Genomic DNA, 16,677 nt, shown 5'->3' with positions numbered 1-16,677 from the left:
AGGCCGTCATCTGGGGCATGCCCGCCTTCGACCACCGCCTCATGTACGAGGCATCCAGGCGCGCCGGTGGGCCGGCTGACAACCAGATCGTGGTCTGGCCCGGCTTGGCCGAGGAGCAGTCCCGCGAGCATCGCCAGGCCGATCCACACGGGAAGGAACCGGTCGAGCGTCGAGAGCCGCGCCGCCACCGGATCAGGTCCGCTCGTGCCGGTGGCGACGTCGGCTGATGCAGGACTACTGCGGCCCGCTCGCGCTCGCCGCCACACCGGCGCCCTGCCGGCGCTTCTCAATCTCATCCGGACCGGAGGATGACGGGCACCGGCGCCGTCCGCTTGCGTGAGGATGTGCAGCCGTTCGACAAGGCCTACAAGGGACGTCGAGCGTTCGCGTCGGCGAGCCGCCCTCCGATGACGACACGCTACGTCCCCTTCGCGCGGTCGATGAGCGGTTACTCCGGTGCCCGTCTGCGGACCGATGTCATCGCCGGGGTGACCGTCGCCGCCCTGGCCCTACCGGCGTCGATGGCCTACGCCGGGCTGGCAGGGGTTCCGGTCAGTGCTGGGCTCTACGCCCTGCTGCTCCCGGTTCTCGCCTATGCCTTCCTCGGTTCGGCGCCGCGGGTCGTGGTCGGGCCGGAGGGCACGGTCGCGCTGCTCGTCGCGACCGCCATCGGGCCGCTCGCCGCGGCCGGGAGCCCTGAGTACGCCGCGCTCGTGGCCATGCTGGCGATCATGGTCGGCGCGGTCTTCCTCCTCGCTCGGGTGGCGAGGATCGGCTGGATCGCCGACTACTTCTCGCAGGCGGTGCTGGTCGGCTACATCTCCGGGGTGGCGATCGTGCTGATCCTGGGCCAGCTCGGCAAGCTCGTCGGCATCTCGAGCGACCAGAAGGGCGCGGTCCGCGAGGCCGTGGACATCCTCGCCCATCTCGGGGATGCCAACGCCGTCACCGTCGTGGTCGGGGCGTTGTCGCTCGCCCTGCTCGTCGTCGCCGGACGGATCGACAAACGCATTCCCGGCGCGCTCATCCTCGTCGTCCTGGGCATCGCCGCCTCCTGGTCGCTGAACCTGGCCCAGCACGACGTGGCCGTCACCGGCCCGGTCCCAAGCGGACTGCCCCGGCTGAGGGTTCCGGACGTCTCCGGCTCGGACCTGGTCTCCCTCGCCCTCCCGGCCCTGGCCGTCTTCCTGGTCGCGTTCTCCGACGCCATTCTCATCGCACGCTCGTTCGCGGCGCGCCACCACGAGGTGGTCGACGCCAACCAGGAGCTGCTGGCCTTCGGCGTCGCCCAGCTGGCCGCCGGTCTCTCGCAAGGGATCCCGGTCGGTACCAGCGGTTCACGCACCGCCGTCAACGACGACATGCGGGCCACCACCCAGGTCAGCGGGCTCGCGGCAGCGGGGACGATCACCGTCATCCTGCTGTTCCTGACCGGACCCATTCAGTACCTGCCGTCCGCGGTGCTGGGCGCCGTCATCGTGTATGCCGCGAGCAAGCTCATCGACCCTGCCCAGTGGCGGGCCCTGGCTCGCAGCAGCAAGGTCGAGGTCGTCATCGCCGGCATCACGGTCGCATGCGTCGTCGCGGTGGGAGTGCTGCAGGCGATCGGCGTGGCCGTCGTGCTGTCGGTGGCCGACATCATCCGCCGAGCGGCAAGGCCTGCCGACGCGGTTCTCGGCTGGTCCTCGGACGAGGGCCGGTACGTCGACGTGGCGGACCATCCGGATGCCGGCGTCACAGCGAGTGTGGTGGTCTACCGCATCCAGGACCGGCTCTTCTTCGCCAACGCCCACTTCTTCAAACGCCGTCTGTGGGCGGCTGTCGACGGCGCGCCGAAACCGGTGCGCCACCTCGTCCTCGACGCCTCGTTCATCAGTGACATCGACGCCAGCGCCGAGGTGGCACTGCGAGAGGTCATCGACGGGCTGCGTGAGCGCAACATCGAGCTCCACGTCGCTCGCGCCACCGTCGAGCTGCGCGACCGCCTCGCGGCCGTAGACCTCACCGACCTCATCGGCGTGGAGCACTTCCACGGCACCGTCGCCTCGGCCGTGGACGCGTGCGACGAGGGCTCCACCGCGACCTCGGCAGAGACAGGGGCCGCCACGGCCCCCACCGCGCCACCTGCTGCCGAGAGCACATGACCGGCTCCTGGCATCCCAGCCGGTCCCACCCACCGTGGTTCATCTGCCCGAACGGGGGCTGGGCGACGGACGCTGCCGGCCCCTGCCCGGCAGCGTCCGCCCTCCACGGTCGCGCTGCTGGTCTGAACGCATGGGCCGCATCCGCGGCGGCACCCCCCGGCGCCTGAGGCAACACGTTGTCACGACCTTGGGGCCGAGGTGACTGATTCGGGAAAATCGATCCCGTATCGCGGGTCAGTGCGGCCCGTGGGGCAGCTCGCCGGTGAGGGTCAGCTCGCTGGCGACATCGGCCAGTTTGCGGTTGGTGTTCTGGCTCGTGGTGCGCAGCACCTCGAACGCCTGCTCCGGCGTCAGCCGGTGCCGTTCGACGAGGACGCCCATGGCCATCCCGATGACCCGGCTGCTGCCCAGCGCGACCTGAAGGTGTCCGGCCAGGTCCCGGGCGAGGCCCGTCTCGATGGCGATGGCGGCGAAGTCCGCGAGGAGAGCGGCGCGCGCACGAGCCGCCTCGTCGAACGCGTTCGCGGTCGAGCCGTACAGGGTCAGGACGCCGAGCTCCTCGTCGCCCAGCTGCAGCACCAGTGCGAGCGCCGAGCGGATCGGCGTCCGGGCGAGCATCTCGGCGGGGTAGGACCCGAAGCGGGTCTCGCAAGCGAGGTCCGGCACGTGCACGATGGACTTCTCGATGAGAGCCTGCCGCCCCGGACTGCTCGACGCGGCGACAGAGATCTGCGTCACCACCTCGAGCAGGTTCGGGTCGCTCGTGGAGTAGAACCGTGGCGGCCGGCCGTTGCCCGGGTCGGTCACCGCCGCCACGGCCCACTGACAGGGCACGGCAACGAGAGCATGCGTGACGACCTGGTCGATCGTGGGCCCGACCCCGTCCGACTCGGCCAGGGCCCGGGCGAGATGCCCGATGGCCTCGTCGGCGGCGACTCGGCCCGATGTGTGAGCCCCCATGGCACCAACGGTGCGCAGGTGTGTCTCCTCGGATCGGGCACCGCTCACGACACCAGTTTGTCACCGTCCGCAGAGCGCTGTGCAGCAGCTCCGGCACGGCTGCGGTCACGTTGCCCTCTGCGATCACGTTTGCGTGTGCGGACGCGCCTGCCTCGGCGGCCGTGGCTTCCGCAGCGAGGCCTCGGCCGTGGAACCGCGTCGGGGATGTCGCGATTCTCCGGTGCGACGGACGTATGCGCGCAACCATGATCTGGCAGACCGTTGTCGTACCGGGAGGGCCAACGTGGACGAGCACATCATGACCGTGATTTCTGCAGTGGTCCCGCAGGACCGTGAAGCTGATCTGGTGGCCGCGTTCGAGGACCTCCTCCACCAGCCGCTGCCCGACGGGCTTCTCCAGACCCAGCTGCTGCGCGGCGCAGAGGGTCGTTGGCGAGTGGAGAGCCTCTGGCGCGACCGGGCGGCATTGGAGGCCATGCGGGCCGCGACCGATGCGCCCGCTGCGCCGGCGCTGTTCCGGGGCGTCGGTGCCCAGCCGACACTCGCCGTCTTCGAGGTCGTGGCCGAAGGAGCGGCGGTCTGAGCCCGGGTCAGTGCCAGGAACTCGGCGCGTGAGCGCGGGTCGTCACGCAGCGTGCCGAGCAGGCTCGAGGTGATGGTCGTCGATCCCGGCGCCTGGACCCCTCGCAGGGTCATGCACAGGTGTTCGGCCTCGATCACCACTCCGACCCCCGCCGGCACGAGCTGCGCGCTGTCATCTGGAAGGGCTGTGGGCTCATGAGCTCGGCCAGGGACGAGGCCATCCGTTCCGGGGTTCGGGCAAGGGACTCGTTGTCGAGGTCGACTCCCAGCGCCTCGAGGAGGACTCGCGCCCCCGCTGCCGCGCGGTCGAGGTCCGGGTCGATGACCGCGCCCGTACCGGTCCACGGCAAGCGGGCTCGGTGACGGCGTGCCTGCGCGTCCGGCTGTGGGCTCGTCGTCGTCACCGGGGGAGTCCTTTCCGGGAGGCGGCTCGGCGCAGCGGCCAGAACGTCGGCCGGGGGTCGAAGCGGGTGGCGAGCCGCTGCAGGGCCACCGCTGCCAGGAGCAGACCGAAGTCGCGCAGGGCGACGTCGTAGTAGCCGGGGATGAGCAGCAGGTTGACGATGATGCCGCCGAGCCAGACGGCCACGACGAGGGCGCCGAGGCGGGGGTGGAGGGCGACGACGAGGCCGGCGACGACCTCGACGACGCCGACGGCATACGCCTGGTATGCCGGGTCGCCCCTCTTCGTTCGCGTGGACTGCTGCGTGCTGACGATCGAACGGTGACCGATGGTGACCATGGGTGCTCCTGGGGACGTCGAGGGGTTCCCGGACATCGAGGTGGTTCCGGGACGTCGAGGGCTCGCAGGTGGGACGCTGACGGGGTGTTAGTGCGGCCGGCCGGCCCGGGTCTTACCGAGGGCCTCAGCGCCCCAGCGCGCGCCGGCGAGAGGGCGACCACGGGTAAGACCCTGGCCGCCCCGAACGGCAAACAGGGCATGACCACGCGCCAGCCCCGTACCACCACCTCCCGACCTGCGCCGTGCCGGTCGGCCGGCCCACCGCTCGACGTCGTCGAGTGGCGGCTGTGCCGGTTGCGTGAGGCGGGCTTCCCTTCCGCCCTCGCTGCCTCGCTCGCTCGGATGCGGGTGGACCTCCACGCCCTGCTGGAGCTCGTGGACGCCGGCTGCCCTCCGGAGCTCGCTGCGCGCATCCTGTCCCCGCTCGACGACCGCGCGCCGGTGGAGCACCCCGCGCCTCGGGACGGCATCGACTGGGCAACCGGGGCAGGGGCGGCCTGATGGCCTCGGTGAGCAGGAGTGAGGCGCCACCCGGCACCGTCTCGTCGCCGGAGGGATGCGTGAGCGGCCGCGAGACCGACTGGGTGACGGCGCTCTCGGGCTCCGGTCCCCAGCAGGTGATGGCCCTGCGCGAGCTGCACGCCCTGATGGTCCGCGCCGCCGCCCACCAGGTGTGGCGGATGCGTGCGGCCCTGCCGGACGCCTCGCCGGGCGCCGTCGACGTGGTCGTGAACCAGGCGGCCGACGAGGCCCTCACCGTCCTCCTCGGCAAGCTGCACACCTTCCAGGGCCGCAGCCGCTTCACCACGTGGGCCTTCAAGTTCGCGATCCTCCAGGCCGCCACCGAGGTGCGACGCCTGCAGTGGCAGCACCGGGAGGTCGAGCTGCGGGACCTCGAGGCGCGGCCCGCTCCCGGACAGGAGAGCCCCGAGCTGTGTGCGGAGGGAGCCGACCTCGCAGTGGCGGCGGCGGACGCGATGCGGCGCGTGCTCACCCCCTACCAACGACGCATCGCGGTCGCCCTCCTCGTGGACGGCGTGCCCATCGACGTGCTCGCCGAACGCCTGGGGACCACCCGCGGCGCGCTCTACAAGACCCTGCACGACGTACGCGTCCGCCTCCGCCGCGAGCTCGCCTCCCGAGGCTATCTCCCTGTCCCACAAGACCATCCGCCGAAGGTCGCGGCCCGAGGCTCCCACGAACGTCCCACCACCCCGAGGGCAGGCACCTCATGAACCAGACACCCCAGCGACCTCCGGAACTGCTCAGCGAGGCGTCCGTGGACGCCCTGCTCCGGGACACCACGCCGTGGCTGTCCTGCGAGGAGTGCTTCGAGCGGATGGACGCCTATGCCGAGGCCGTGGTTCTCGGCGGCGGCGCTGCCCACGACGAGGCCATGGCCCGGCACCTGAGCGCCTGCCCGGCGTGCGACGAGGAGGCCCGTTCCCTGGTCGAGCTGTTGCAGGCCGGCTGAACGGCGCCGGACGAGTCCTGCTGTCCGCTGCGCCGGCCCGGCCACGCAACGTTGGACAGAACGCTTGTGGGGCGCCGCGCCTTCGGACCACGATGAGTACGCCACCGCTCCGGCTCCCTCTCCCGGCAGTTGAGCGGTGGCGCTGTTGTCGACAGTACGAGCGTCGGGCGCCTTCGTGGCCTGACCCATGCAGCCGGGGTCCAACGACTCTCACCCTGGGACCAGACCGAGCGACCAGCTCCCCACACCAGCGACGAGGCTTCCGCCGGCGGCCTCTGGCCCGGGTCCTCGACCACGGGCCGTTGGGCACTTGTTGCCGGTAGGGCAAGACGTAAGGCTGGAGCATGGCATCGACCGCCGAGCGCAAGGTGTACGAGGGAGTGGACCCGCGGACGCCGAGACCGGTGCGTCGCCTCGACCTGTACGCGATGCTGGCGGGCGCCGTGCTGGCCTGCGTCGCGTACCTCGCCGCTCTGCTGACCGGTGCCCAGCCGCCCCAGGGCCTCGCGGTCGCCCTCCTGGCGATCGCCCCCGTCTGTGCCGGGTTCGCCCTCCTGGTGCTGCTGCGCGGCCCACGGCATCCCACCGACCCCGCGTTGCAGTGGTTCACGACGGGGCTGGCTGTGGCCTTCGCCGCCTTGGTGCTGCAGCTCGTCTCACACCCCACCGTCGCTCCGGGCGGCGGGCTGCTCCACACCAGCGACCAGAGCAATGCAGCACTGTTCCTGCTCTTCCACCTGGCACTTGCGGCGGGGGCCGTCGCAGGAGTGCTCGGCTTCCCGGCAGCCCTGCGGCGGCCGCTGACGGTGGTCGGTCTGGTCGTGGCCGCCATGGTCGGCATCAACGCGGTCCCGTTGCCCCACCTGCTCGACGCAGACGGTCGCTACGCCCCCCTGCTGGTGGCCGCGCAGTGGGTGGTTGCGGTCCTCGTCGGCGGTAGCGCGGTGCTCTGGGCGGTCCGCTTCGGCCGGCTTCCGGCGGCACTTCGGGCCTGGGTCGGCGTCGCCCTGTCGCTCAGTGCCTACGAGGTGGCGCTTGGCGCGCTCGGCGGCGCCCGGTACACGCCGTTGTGGTGGGCGAGCCTGACCTTCCGCGGCGCGACCTACGTCCTGCTGGCGGTCGGTCTGGTGTGGAGCGTGCTCGGTCAGCTGCGTGACCTGGACGCCTACAGCAACGCGGAGCTGGACCGCCGGGAGTCCCAGCTCGGGGCCTCGCTGGCGCGCACGCGCCAGCTGCTGCGGTGCGCCGAGGACCTTGCTCGGGCGGTGACCCCGCAGGAGGTCGCCACGGTGCTGTGTGCCGACGTCGTGGCCATGGTGGGCCTACCCCGAGCGGCCGTGGTCGTGCCCAAGGCCGGGGGTCGCCTGTACGCCCTGGGAACGGCTGGGTACGACGCTTCCCTGCAGCAGTGGGCCCAGGACGTCGACGCACTCGCCGCGCTCCCCGCCGCCCGGGCCGCACTGACCGGTCAGTCGACCTTCCTCGGCACTGGAGGTGACATCCGCAACGAGTACCCCGACCTCGCCAACACCCCGATGGCGGGGGCAGCCGCGCTCGCCGGCGTGCCCCTGATGGTGCGAGGCCAGCCCATCGGCGCGCTGGTCGTCTGGGACACCAAGCCGATCCGCTGGAGCTCCGCCTCGTCCGAGCTCCTGGCCGGGCTCGCCGCCCAGGGCGGCCAGGCTGTCGCTCGGGCACAGGCGTACGAGGAGGCGGCGCACGCGGCCTCGACCCTGCAGGAGTCGCTGCTGCCGTCGCGTCTGCCCGAACGGCATGGACTGTCGCTGGCGGCCCGCTACGTCTCGGGCGAGGGCGGCCGAGGAGTGAGCGGGGACTGGTACGACTGCGTGGAGGTCGATGAGAACCAGGTTGCACTCGTCGTCGGCGACGTCATGGGCAAGGGATTGCATGCAGCCGCGGTCATGGGCCAGATGCGGACGACGCTCCGGGCGCTGACGGCGATCGACCCGTCGCCCGGGGTGGTGCTCGCAGCGCTGGACCGGGTCACCCAGGACCTCGACCCGGACGAGATCGCGACCGTCGTCTACGTGTTGCTCGACCTCACGGCCCGCACGGCCCGGCTCGGGAGGGCCGGGCATCCGCCGCCACTGCTCCTCACCACCTCCGGCGCGGTGCGTCTGCTCGACGATGCCGGCTCCCCGCCGCTGGGGGTGCCCAACCAGCGCTGGGGCGAGACCACCGTCGACGTCCCTGCAGACAGCCTGCTGGTCCTCTACAGCGACGGCATGGTCGAGGACCGTTCGGCAGGGCTCGGGCCCGGCACGTCCGCGCTGACGCGTGCGCTACGCGACCTCGCCGGGCACGGGGTGGACGACGTGGACGTCGTCGCCGACGCCCTGATGCGGCGAGCCACGAGCATCGCGCACGACGACGACATGACCCTGCTGCTCGCCCGAGTGCACGACGACCCCGACGATCACGACGTGGCGCACACCGCGATCTCTGTCGCGAGGTCCGAAGAGGGACCACCGGGTGCCTTCGGGTCCCCGTGGGTATGAACCCAGTGGTCAGGCCGGGCCGTGCGACAGAGGCAGCAACGGCCTGAGAGCCCACTACCGACGGAGACTCATCGTGATCGTCCTCGCACTCGCCACCCCGTTGCTCGGTTTCGCCCTGCTCCTGTTCATGCAGCGTCTCGAGGAGCGCATGATGTCCGCCCCCGCGCAGGTCTCGGCGGCGGCTCGCGACTAGGTCGGTCCGCAGGTCACGCGACCACGCTGGCCACCGCGAAGTGGTCAGCCGGCATGGCGGTGTGAAGTCGCCACGTGATGGCGATGGGCCGCTCGCCCCGGTGCTCGACATAGGAGGCCGGCCCGAGGAACAGGTAGGGCGCGCCGCCGCCCAGCTCAGTGGTCTTGGCCGTGCGCACGAAGAGCAGCACGTGGCTGCCGAGACGCTCGTGGTCGAGGTACCGCTGACCCGTCCTGGAGGCGATGGTGGTCCCCGACTGCGACTCCCAGTGGAACAGGGTCGGACTGATGGCATAGTCCCGGTACATCGTGGTGGGGGAGTAGTCGGCCTCCGACTTGTTGAGCGTCACGAAGAACGCGTCGCTGTTGGCGGCCGCCGAGAAGAGCACTCCCTCCCGGAAGCTGTTGGGCTTGCGGCCGGACAGCTCCACGTAGTCCAGGGCTGCCACGGCCTCTTCCCTGGTGTAACGGCCGTGCACCCGCAGCGGGCGGTCGACGAGGCGGCCATCGGTCCCGCCGAGCGGGTGGGTGACGTGGGCCGCGCCCTGCAGCCCGAGGTCGAGCACGGCCCGCAGGTCCTCGCAGACCGCCCGCTCGAGGCGTAGCGCGCGCAGTCCCTCGTCGTACGAAGCGAACCCCCCACCGTCGGGGAAGAGCGAGAAGAACAGCATCCGGGCGTACGCCTGCATCTCGGGTGGGGCGTCCTCGTAGGCCCCGGCGTCGTCCGAGAGCCACGACCCGTAGGCGCGGGCACGCATTGGGTCGTCGACGTGGGCGAGGACCCGGACACGCCTCAGCAGCTTCTCCTCCCGCGGACCGGCGGGCGCCGCGTCCACACCCGCCTCCCGACGCAGCCGCGTCCAGGAGCGACCATCGCGCAGGACGTCCGCGAGCTCGCTGCCCGAGTCACGCAGGAAGACGCCGAGGTCCCCGGTGGGGTGCGCGCGCAGCTCGGCCGTCAGCTGCGCCCAGCGGCTCGAGACCCGTTCGCGGATGTTGCGCAGCACCAGCTCCTCGCTCAGGCGGTCGAGCACGATCTGCGTCCCGGCCGGCAGGAACGGGAAGCCCGCCTCGACGTCTTGGAGCAGCTGCGTGCGTGTCACCCCCGTGACGGCGCGGAACCGCTGGTCGAAGCGGAACTCCTTGCGGTGGTGCCCGACGAAGTCCAACGCGGTGAGCACAGCCTTGCCGGGGGCCCGTCGCAGGCCACGTCCGAGCTGCTGCAGGAAGACGGTCGAGCTCTCGGTCGGGCGCAGGAAGAGCACGGTGTTGATCGCCGGCACGTCGACGCCCTCGTTGAAGACGTCGACGGTGAAGAGCGCCTGCAGGCGCCCGCTGCGGAGGTCGCCGACGTGGCGGTCCCGGTCCTGCGGTGCGGTGTCGCCGAGGACGGCGGCAGACCGGATCCCGGCCCGGGTGAAGACCTCCGCCATGTAGTGGGCGTGCTCACGGCTGACGCAGAAGCACAGGGCTCGCATGCCATCGAGATCGAGCACCTTGTCGCGAAGTGCCTTGAGCACCAGTCGAGCCCGCGCGTCGTTACCGGTGAAGACCTGCGAGAGGCTCTGCACGGCATACGCCCCGTTGGTCCAGTCGACCGAGCGAAGGTCAGTGCCGTCGGCGACGGCGAAGTAGTGGAACGGCGTCAACAGCTCCGCCTTCAGGGCGTCCCAGAGACGCAGCTCGGCGGCCACGCGGCCGCCGAAGAAGCTGCGCACGTCCGTTCCGTCCCCGCGCTCGGGAGTCGCGGTCAGGCCGAGGAGCTCACGGGGGCGCAGGCGCTCGAGGAGGGAGCGGTAGGTGCGCGCCTCGGCGTGGTGGAACTCGTCGATCACCACCACCGCGAAGGCGTCCTCGGGCAGGTTGCCGATGCCGTATGCCGTGAGCGACTGGACCGAGGCGAAGACGTGGCGCCAGCGCTCGGGGCGGGCTCCACCGACGTACAGCTCGCCGAAGTCGGGGTCGGCGAGCACCTCCCGGTACGTCCGCAGGGACTGCTCGAGGATCTCGCGCCGGTGGGCGACGAACAGCAGGGTCGGCCTGCCGCCGAGCTGATCGGACAGCCGCCGGTAGTCGAGGGCGGCGACGACGGTCTTGCCCGTGCCGGTGGCGGCGACGACGAGGTTGCGGTGCCGGTCGTGGACCACCCGCTCGACGTCGAGCTGCTCGAGCATCTCGGCCTGGTGCGGGTACGGCCGCACCTCGAGCCCCGAGAGCGACAGCGTGACACGGTCGTGGGTGCGGCGACCGGAGGCCTCGGCGAGCGCGTCGTCGAGGCGGTCACGGTCGCGTTGCGGGTCGTAGGCCTCGAACGTCGCGTCGTGCCAGTAGCTGTCGAAGGTGGCCTGGAACTTCTCGATGAGCGCCGGGGTGGCGACGGCCGAGAGCCGCACGTTCCACTCCACCCCGTCGAGGAGCGCAGCGCGCGAGAGGTTGCTGGATCCCACGTAGGCGGTGTCGAACCCGGTGTTGCGGCGGAAGAGCCACGCCTTGGCGTGCAGCCGGGTGCGGAGGGAGTCGTACTGCACTCTCGCCTCGGCCCCGAACTCTGTCACGAGCCGGTCCAGGGCGGCGCGTTCGGTCGCTCCCATGTAGGTCGTGGTGATCAGCCGGAAGGGGACGCCGCGGTCCCTGAGGTCGCGCAGCTGGCTCTCGATGACCCGGATGCCGTGCCACTTGACGAAGGCCATGACGACGTCGACGCGGTCGGCGCTGGGGATCTCGGCGCGCAGCTCGTGGCCGATGCCGGGCTCGCCGGAGGCGTTGGTGAGCAGCGCCGCGTCGGACAGCGGGGTGGCCGGGCGGCCGGTCGGCCGAGCCGTGCCGTGATGGCCGGTGTACGAGACCGAGAGCAGCTGTCGCGACGCCTCGACCACGCCGTCCTCGTCGGCTCCGATGACGCCGAGCAGCCGGTTGACCAGCTCCACCCGGACGTCCGGACGGCGCTCGCCACGGAGGACACGTGCGACGGCCTGGGCGACGTGGCGGCTCAGGATGTCCGGCTCCTCGCCGTCCGGCACCGCCTGCGAGGCCAGTACGGCTTGGGCCCGGTCGAGCCGCCTCTGCAGCCCCTCGGTGATCAAGCTCTCGTAGACGCCTTCCAGCAGGCTGCCCCCGTCGTCGGTCATGGCCGGCAGCTTGCCAGGACGGGAGCCTCCCGAGCCGCAACCTGGCCCGGAGACCCTGGCCCGGCGATCCGGAGGCCTAGGGTGCCGAGCCGATCACGGCGGAGAGCGTCACGAACGAGTACCCACGGGACCGGAGCCCGGCGATGACCTGGGGAAGGGCGTCCGCGTCGAGTGTCGAGTGGTCCGTGGGGTTCGCGCCCAGGTGCATGAGCACGATCTCGCCCGGCTGGGCGGCGGCCAGGACGCGTGAGACGACGGACGTGGCGCTCTGGCCGCCTGACGTTCCCTTCCAGCCCAGAGTGTCGACGGTCCAGCGGAAGGGGACGTAGCACTCGGCGTTGACGACCGAGATGGAGCGGCTGTCTGCTGCCCCGGACGGGAAGCGGAACCACGGCCGCGGGTCCTGTCCCGTGACGGCCTCGATGCGCGCCGCCGCCGTGGTGAGCTCGGACCGGATCGCCGTCGCGGAGAGCGTGGTGAAGTCGGGATGGTGGTAGCTGTGGTTGCCGATCGGATAGCCGGCCGCGATGGTCCTGGCGGTCGACGGGAAGGCGTCGACGAACTCACCGGTGAGGAAGAACGAGGCCGGCACGCCTTCGCGACCCAACGTCCGGAGGATCGAGGCGGCAGCCTCGTTCCCGGCTCCACCGTCGAACGTGAGGGCGACGAGCCTGCCGCTCGCGCCCAGGGTGGTCACGTCCTTCCCGAGCAGTCGTGACGGGATGCTGCACGCCCCTGGGCGGGAGGTGGTCGTGGGCAGCGGCGGACCGGTCCCGGGGGAGGGGCGTGCGGTCGCGGTCCTGGTGCGCGAGTCAGGTGGCGTTCGGGTGAGGCTGGAGGTGGGGGTCGGAACGCGTCCATCGGGAGCCGTCGTCGGTGCCGGCGCTGTCGTGGCCTGCGCCGTGCTCGTCGGGGCAGGGCTGGGCGTCGGGGCGGATGGTCCGCCAGACCCGCTGCAGCCGGCCAACGACCAGAGAGCGACGGCGACGACTGCCGGCACGACTCCCGCCCGGACCACGGCTCTGGCCATGACTCCTCCTGTCTCCATGAGACACCCGGCGCCATCGGTGCGCGGTCGGTCGGTGCGGGATGAGATCGACGACACCGCTCCGTCAGCGCACGGGTGCGGGTGCAGACTGGCCCCATCGGGCAGTGCAGCTCCGCGAGAGGACGGTCATGGCCATTCCGAGTCCCGGGTACTCCATCACCGTCCGCGTCGAGGTACCGGCTTCGGCGAACGCGACGGCCGCACTCACCACGGCCGTCTCCTCGACCGGTGGTGCGCTCACGGCGCTCGACGTGGCCGAGAGCCGGACCGACCGACTCGTCGTCGACGTCACCTGCGACACGAGGGACGAGTCCCACGGGCAGGCCATCACCGACGCGATCGCGGCGGTACCGGGCGCGCTGGTCCGGAAGGTCAGTGACCAGACGTTCCTGCTGCACCTCGGCGGCAAGATCGAGGTCAACCCCAAGGTGCCGCTCAAGCACCGCGACGACCTCTCCCGGGCCTACACGCCCGGAGTCGCCCGCGTGTGCCGCGCCATCGCGGAGCACCCCGAGGACGCCCGCCGCCTGACGATCAAGCGCAACACGGTGGCCGTCCTCACCGACGGGTCGGCCGTCCTCGGCCTCGGAAACATCGGCCCGCTCGCGGCGCTGCCGGTCATGGAGGGCAAGGCCGCGCTCTTCAAGCAGTTCGGGGGAGTCGATGCCTGGCCGGTGTGCCTCGACACCCAGGACACGGACGAGATCGTCGCGATCGCGCGCGCCATCGCACCGGTCTACGGCGGCATCAACCTCGAGGACATCTCTGCCCCAAGGTGTTTCGAGATCGAGGCGCGGCTTCGCGAGCTCCTCGACATCCCGGTGTTCCACGACGACCAGCACGGCACCGCGATCGTCGTCCTGGCCGCGCTCACCAACGCCCTCCGAGTCGTGGGCAAGTCCATCGAGGAGGTCCGCATCGTCGTCTCCGGGGTGGGCGCTGCCGGACACGCCATCATCCGGCTGCTGCTGACGCAGGGCGCTCGCGACATCGTGGCGTGCGGTCGCACCGGCGCCGTCAACAGTGGCGAGGAGGTGATGGAGCCCTTCCGCCAGTGGATCGCCGACCACACGAACGCCCGGCACGAGACGGGGACGCTCCGCGAGGTCCTTGCCGGGGCCGACGTCTTCATCGGCGTCTCCGCACCCGACCTGCTGACCGGTGACGACATCGCCACGATGGCCCCGGACGCGATCGTCTTCGCGCTGGCCAACCCTGTCCCCGAGGTCGACCCGCTGGCGGCGAGCGAGCACGCCGCCGTCGTCGCCACCGGGCGCTCGGACCACCCGAACCAGATCAACAACGTGCTCGTCTTCCCCGGCTTCTTCCGCGGCCTGCTCGACGCGCACGTCTCCGGCATCACCGACGCGATGATGGTCGCCGCGGCCGGCGCCATCGCGGACACGGTGCACCCGAGCGAGCTCAACGCGAGCTTCATCATCCCCAGCGTCTTCGACGCGAGCGTGGCGCCCGCCGTGGCCGACGCGGTGCGCCGGGCCGCAGGGGGCTGACCACGCGCACGTATGCCGTCAGCCGACGGGGAAGGGCGGCATCCCCAGGAGCTCGCAGCCGAGCGACGCGAGGACGCCCTGCAGCACCGCCGCCGCTTCGGGCGGCACCGGGCCGGGCACCGGCAGCTCGCCGTCGAACGTCTGGACCACCGGACGGCCGGTGGCCGGGAAGAAGGTCTCGAACCCCGCGGGGCTGATCACGTTGTAGAAGTGGGCGCTGCCGGAGGCGACCCGAAAGGCGTGCTCACGGCCTGCGGGCAGGTGCAGCACGGTGCCGGCCTGGACCAGGGTGGTGTCACCCTCGCACCACCCCTCGAGGGCGCCGTCGAGGACGATGAAGGTCTCCGACTCCCGGCCGTGGAGGTGGCGAGGGGTCATGCAGCCCAGACGGGCTCGCTGCTCCACCACGGAGAAGCTGCCCCCGGTCGCCTCTCCGGGGAGGAGGACTCGCGTGAGGAAGTCGAGGTGGTCGATCACGGGAAGGTTGGAAGGGTCCACGTGGGCCGCCTCCGAGGTCACGAGGTTCGTCATACCTGCCACGGTGCTGAAGCGTCGTCAGGCGAACCATCCCCGATTCCGGGGATCTGCTCGTAGGGTCGGGACATGCTCGTCGAACGGCGCGCCCGTGGTGAGGGCGCGAAGGGCGGCCTGTCGTCCCGGCTCGCGCGGGCGGCTCGCGGACTGGGCGCGGAGGCCACGCCTGCGGATGCCGCCGCTCTGGTGCTCGACGTCCTCGTCGAGGGGATCGGGGCCCGGGGAGGAGCGATCGTGGTCATGGACCCGCGGACCGCCCTCTTCACGACCGGGGCGGTGCACCAGCTCCCGGCTCCCAGCTGTCATCCCTTCTTCCGCTTCGAGGTGCAGTCCGAGAGCGAGCGGACCTTCCGGCGGCTGGCGGCCACGGGGGCCGGTGCGGTGGCGGTCTCGTGCCATCCAGCCGATGACGGCTATGCCGAGCGCGTGCTGCGGCCGTACGGCTACGCCGACGAGCTGCGCGTGATCGGGCGGCACGCCGGGACGAGCTGGGCGGGCGTCTCGTTGTGGCGCCGCCCGTCCGAGGGGCCGTTCACCCGGGCGGACGAGCAGGCCCTCGACCGGGTGGCGGCCGACACCGGACGCATCGTGCGCGACGCGGTGGTCCGCTCGGTCGGGGTCGCGTCCGACGCCGGCACTCGGCACGTCGTCGTCGTGGAGGGCGACGACGTGGTCGAGTCCAGCCGGCGCAGCGCCGAGGACCTCGAGCAGCTGGCCCACCCGGACGTGGAGGAGTACCGCCACCTGGACCACCTGAAGGAGCTGGCCCGGCGCGACCCGAGCTTCTCCACCGTCGTCGGCATGGCGGACGGGCGGTGGCTCTCAGCCCACGGGGTCCCGCTGGGCTCCGGCAGGGTGGCGATCGTGCTCGCCTCCGCGTCGCCGTCCGACCTGTTCGGGGTCGTCGTCGCGGGTGCCGGCCTGACGCCCCGTGAGGTGGAGATCACGAGGCTGCTGTGCCGTGGCCACTCCGACGCGGAGATCGCGGCACTGCTGACCATCTCGCCGCACACCGTGCACGACCACGTGCGGGCCGTGCGCTCGAAGCTGGGTGTGCGCAGCCGTTCCGAGGTGGCGGCGAAGGTCTTCGCCGAGCGCTACTTCGACGGCTTCCTCTCCTCTGCGGCCGTGAGCCACACCTGAACGGGTCGCCACCGCCACTGTCGCCACCGCCGCCAACCGGGGAGCCGGTCCGTTCGCCGGCCGCCCCGCGGCTGTGGCTCTCAGGCCGCGTGACGTCCGCGGGTGCCCGCACGCACCACTGCGCCCTGGGCAACGGACTCGTCGCTGTCGACGCGCGCCCCGTCCCAGACGTGGGCCTCGGTGCCGACCTTGGCTCGCGGACCGATCCGCGCCTCGCGCCCGACCACGGCGCCGGCGGCGACGTGAGCCGTGGTGCCCACGCTGGCGCCCGAGTGGACGACCGCGCCACGGTCGATCCAGGCCCCGCTCGCGATGTGTGCGCCCTCGCCGACGACTGCGCCTCGGTCGACGTAGGCGTGCTCACCGACGTATGCCGTCGGGTCGACGTGGGCGTGCGACTCGACGAAACCACCACCGTTGACGTGGCGGGCGTAGCGCAGCATGGTGCCGTTGTCCTCTTCGAACTCCTCGTACTTCCTGCGCCTCATCGTGCACCCCCTCCGGGTTTGAGCGCGGGCACCCTGCCCGCGCTCGTAACATGCCCATCCAACGTTCAAGTGGACGTGAAGATTCCGCTCCATGGACAACCTTGGACAGCCTCTTCCAGAGCAACGTCCGTACCCGTCCTGACAGTTCCTGATTCACCCGTCTCACGACAATCCGGGCGCCTCTGGCGCCGCGAGCTCCGCGGCATACGGTG

General features: G+C 71.6%; 15 protein-coding genes and 1 pseudogene. 8 read left to right on the top strand and 8 right to left on the bottom strand.

The genetic code is table 11. The features are described from left to right. Positions 1–407: 407 nt before the first annotated feature. Complete coding sequence (locus ABD241_RS15670) at positions 408–2,144, top strand: SulP family inorganic anion transporter (RefSeq protein WP_344064615.1); 1,737 nt, start codon at positions 408–410, stop codon at positions 2,142–2,144. 234 nt (positions 2,145–2,378) lie between these two features. Here the strand turns inward: ABD241_RS15670 and ABD241_RS15665 are convergent, their stop codons facing one another. Beyond that, positions 2,379–3,104, bottom strand: coding sequence for an ANTAR domain-containing protein (locus ABD241_RS15665; protein ID WP_344064612.1), 726 nt, complete (start codon positions 3,102–3,104; stop codon positions 2,379–2,381). A 283-nt stretch (positions 3,105–3,387) separates the two neighbouring features. Between ABD241_RS15665 and ABD241_RS15660 the strand changes: the two genes are divergently transcribed. Continuing rightward, positions 3,388–3,687, top strand: coding sequence for an antibiotic biosynthesis monooxygenase (locus ABD241_RS15660; protein WP_344065347.1), 300 nt, complete (start codon positions 3,388–3,390; stop codon positions 3,685–3,687). 65 nt (positions 3,688–3,752) lie between these two features. Here ABD241_RS15660 and ABD241_RS15655 read toward each other — a convergent pair. The 3 genes and pseudogenes from ABD241_RS15655 to ABD241_RS15645 form a co-directional block, all read right to left on the bottom strand. Then, a pseudogene (locus ABD241_RS15655) lies at positions 3,753–3,800 on the bottom strand (hypothetical protein); the annotation flags it as partial. Between the two features lie 20 nt (positions 3,801–3,820). Further along, positions 3,821–4,090 (bottom strand): hypothetical protein, encoded by a 270-nt coding sequence (locus ABD241_RS15650; RefSeq protein ID WP_344064609.1) that lies wholly within the window; start codon positions 4,088–4,090, stop codon positions 3,821–3,823. Next, positions 4,087–4,428, bottom strand: coding sequence for a hypothetical protein (locus ABD241_RS15645; RefSeq protein WP_344064606.1), 342 nt, complete (start codon positions 4,426–4,428; stop codon positions 4,087–4,089). The genes ABD241_RS15650 and ABD241_RS15645 overlap by 4 nt, the downstream gene beginning before the upstream one ends. Before the next feature lie 198 nt (positions 4,429–4,626). On the opposite strand from ABD241_RS15645, the gene ABD241_RS15640 reads away from it, so the two are divergent. The 4 genes from ABD241_RS15640 to ABD241_RS15625 all read left to right on the top strand — a co-directional run bounded on the left by ABD241_RS15640 (position 4,627) and on the right by ABD241_RS15625 (position 8,421). After that, positions 4,627–4,929, top strand: coding sequence for a hypothetical protein (locus ABD241_RS15640; protein ID WP_344064603.1), 303 nt, complete (start codon positions 4,627–4,629; stop codon positions 4,927–4,929). Between the two features lie 59 nt (positions 4,930–4,988). Next, a complete protein-coding gene (locus tag ABD241_RS15635; protein WP_344064600.1) occupies positions 4,989–5,663 on the top strand; it encodes an RNA polymerase sigma factor in 675 nt (224 codons plus the stop codon). Then, positions 5,660–5,902 (top strand): hypothetical protein, encoded by a 243-nt coding sequence (locus ABD241_RS15630; RefSeq protein WP_344064597.1) that lies wholly within the window; start codon positions 5,660–5,662, stop codon positions 5,900–5,902. Before ABD241_RS15635 ends, ABD241_RS15630 begins: the two co-directional genes overlap by 4 nt. 344 nt (positions 5,903–6,246) lie before the next feature. Next, positions 6,247–8,421, top strand: a complete 2,175-nt coding sequence (locus ABD241_RS15625; protein WP_344064594.1) for a PP2C family protein-serine/threonine phosphatase — start codon at positions 6,247–6,249, stop codon at positions 8,419–8,421. A gap of 206 nt (positions 8,422–8,627) precedes the next feature. Here the strand turns inward: ABD241_RS15625 and ABD241_RS15620 are convergent, their stop codons facing one another. Beyond that, the gene (locus tag ABD241_RS15620) at positions 8,628–11,741 is read right to left on the bottom strand and encodes a DEAD/DEAH box helicase (RefSeq protein WP_344064591.1); all 3,114 of its coding nucleotides are present in this window, start codon (positions 11,739–11,741) and stop codon (positions 8,628–8,630) included. Positions 11,742–11,817: 76 nt separating this feature from the next. Next, on the bottom strand, positions 11,818–12,438 hold the full coding sequence (locus ABD241_RS15615) for a polysaccharide deacetylase family protein (protein ID WP_344064588.1): 621 nt from the start codon (positions 12,436–12,438) through the stop codon (positions 11,818–11,820). A gap of 479 nt (positions 12,439–12,917) precedes the next feature. On the opposite strand from ABD241_RS15615, the gene ABD241_RS15610 reads away from it, so the two are divergent. Continuing rightward, on the top strand, positions 12,918–14,300 hold the full coding sequence (locus tag ABD241_RS15610) for an NAD-dependent malic enzyme (protein ID WP_344064585.1): 1,383 nt from the start codon (positions 12,918–12,920) through the stop codon (positions 14,298–14,300). Positions 14,301–14,318: 18 nt separating this feature from the next. Here ABD241_RS15610 and ABD241_RS15605 read toward each other — a convergent pair whose 3' ends face one another. Next, positions 14,319–14,831 carry a cupin domain-containing protein gene (locus tag ABD241_RS15605; protein ID WP_344064582.1) on the bottom strand — a complete coding sequence of 171 codons (513 nt, stop codon included), beginning with the start codon at positions 14,829–14,831 and terminating at the stop codon, positions 14,319–14,321. 72 nt (positions 14,832–14,903) lie between these two features. On the opposite strand from ABD241_RS15605, the gene ABD241_RS15600 reads away from it, so the two are divergent. Further along, positions 14,904–15,977, top strand: coding sequence for a response regulator transcription factor (locus ABD241_RS15600; protein WP_344064578.1), 1,074 nt, complete (start codon positions 14,904–14,906; stop codon positions 15,975–15,977). 80 nt (positions 15,978–16,057) lie between these two features. On the opposite strand, the gene ABD241_RS15595 is transcribed toward ABD241_RS15600, so the two are convergent. Further along, positions 16,058–16,465: a transferase gene (locus ABD241_RS15595; protein ID WP_344064575.1), complete on the bottom strand. Its 408-nt coding sequence runs from the start codon at positions 16,463–16,465 to the stop codon at positions 16,058–16,060. Positions 16,466–16,677: the final 212 nt, after the last annotated feature.

The organism is Terrabacter lapilli (assembly GCF_039531305.1).
GTDB lineage: Bacteria > Actinomycetota > Actinomycetes > Actinomycetales > Dermatophilaceae > Terrabacter > Terrabacter lapilli.
This window is presented reverse-complemented; position numbering and strand designations above follow the sequence as displayed.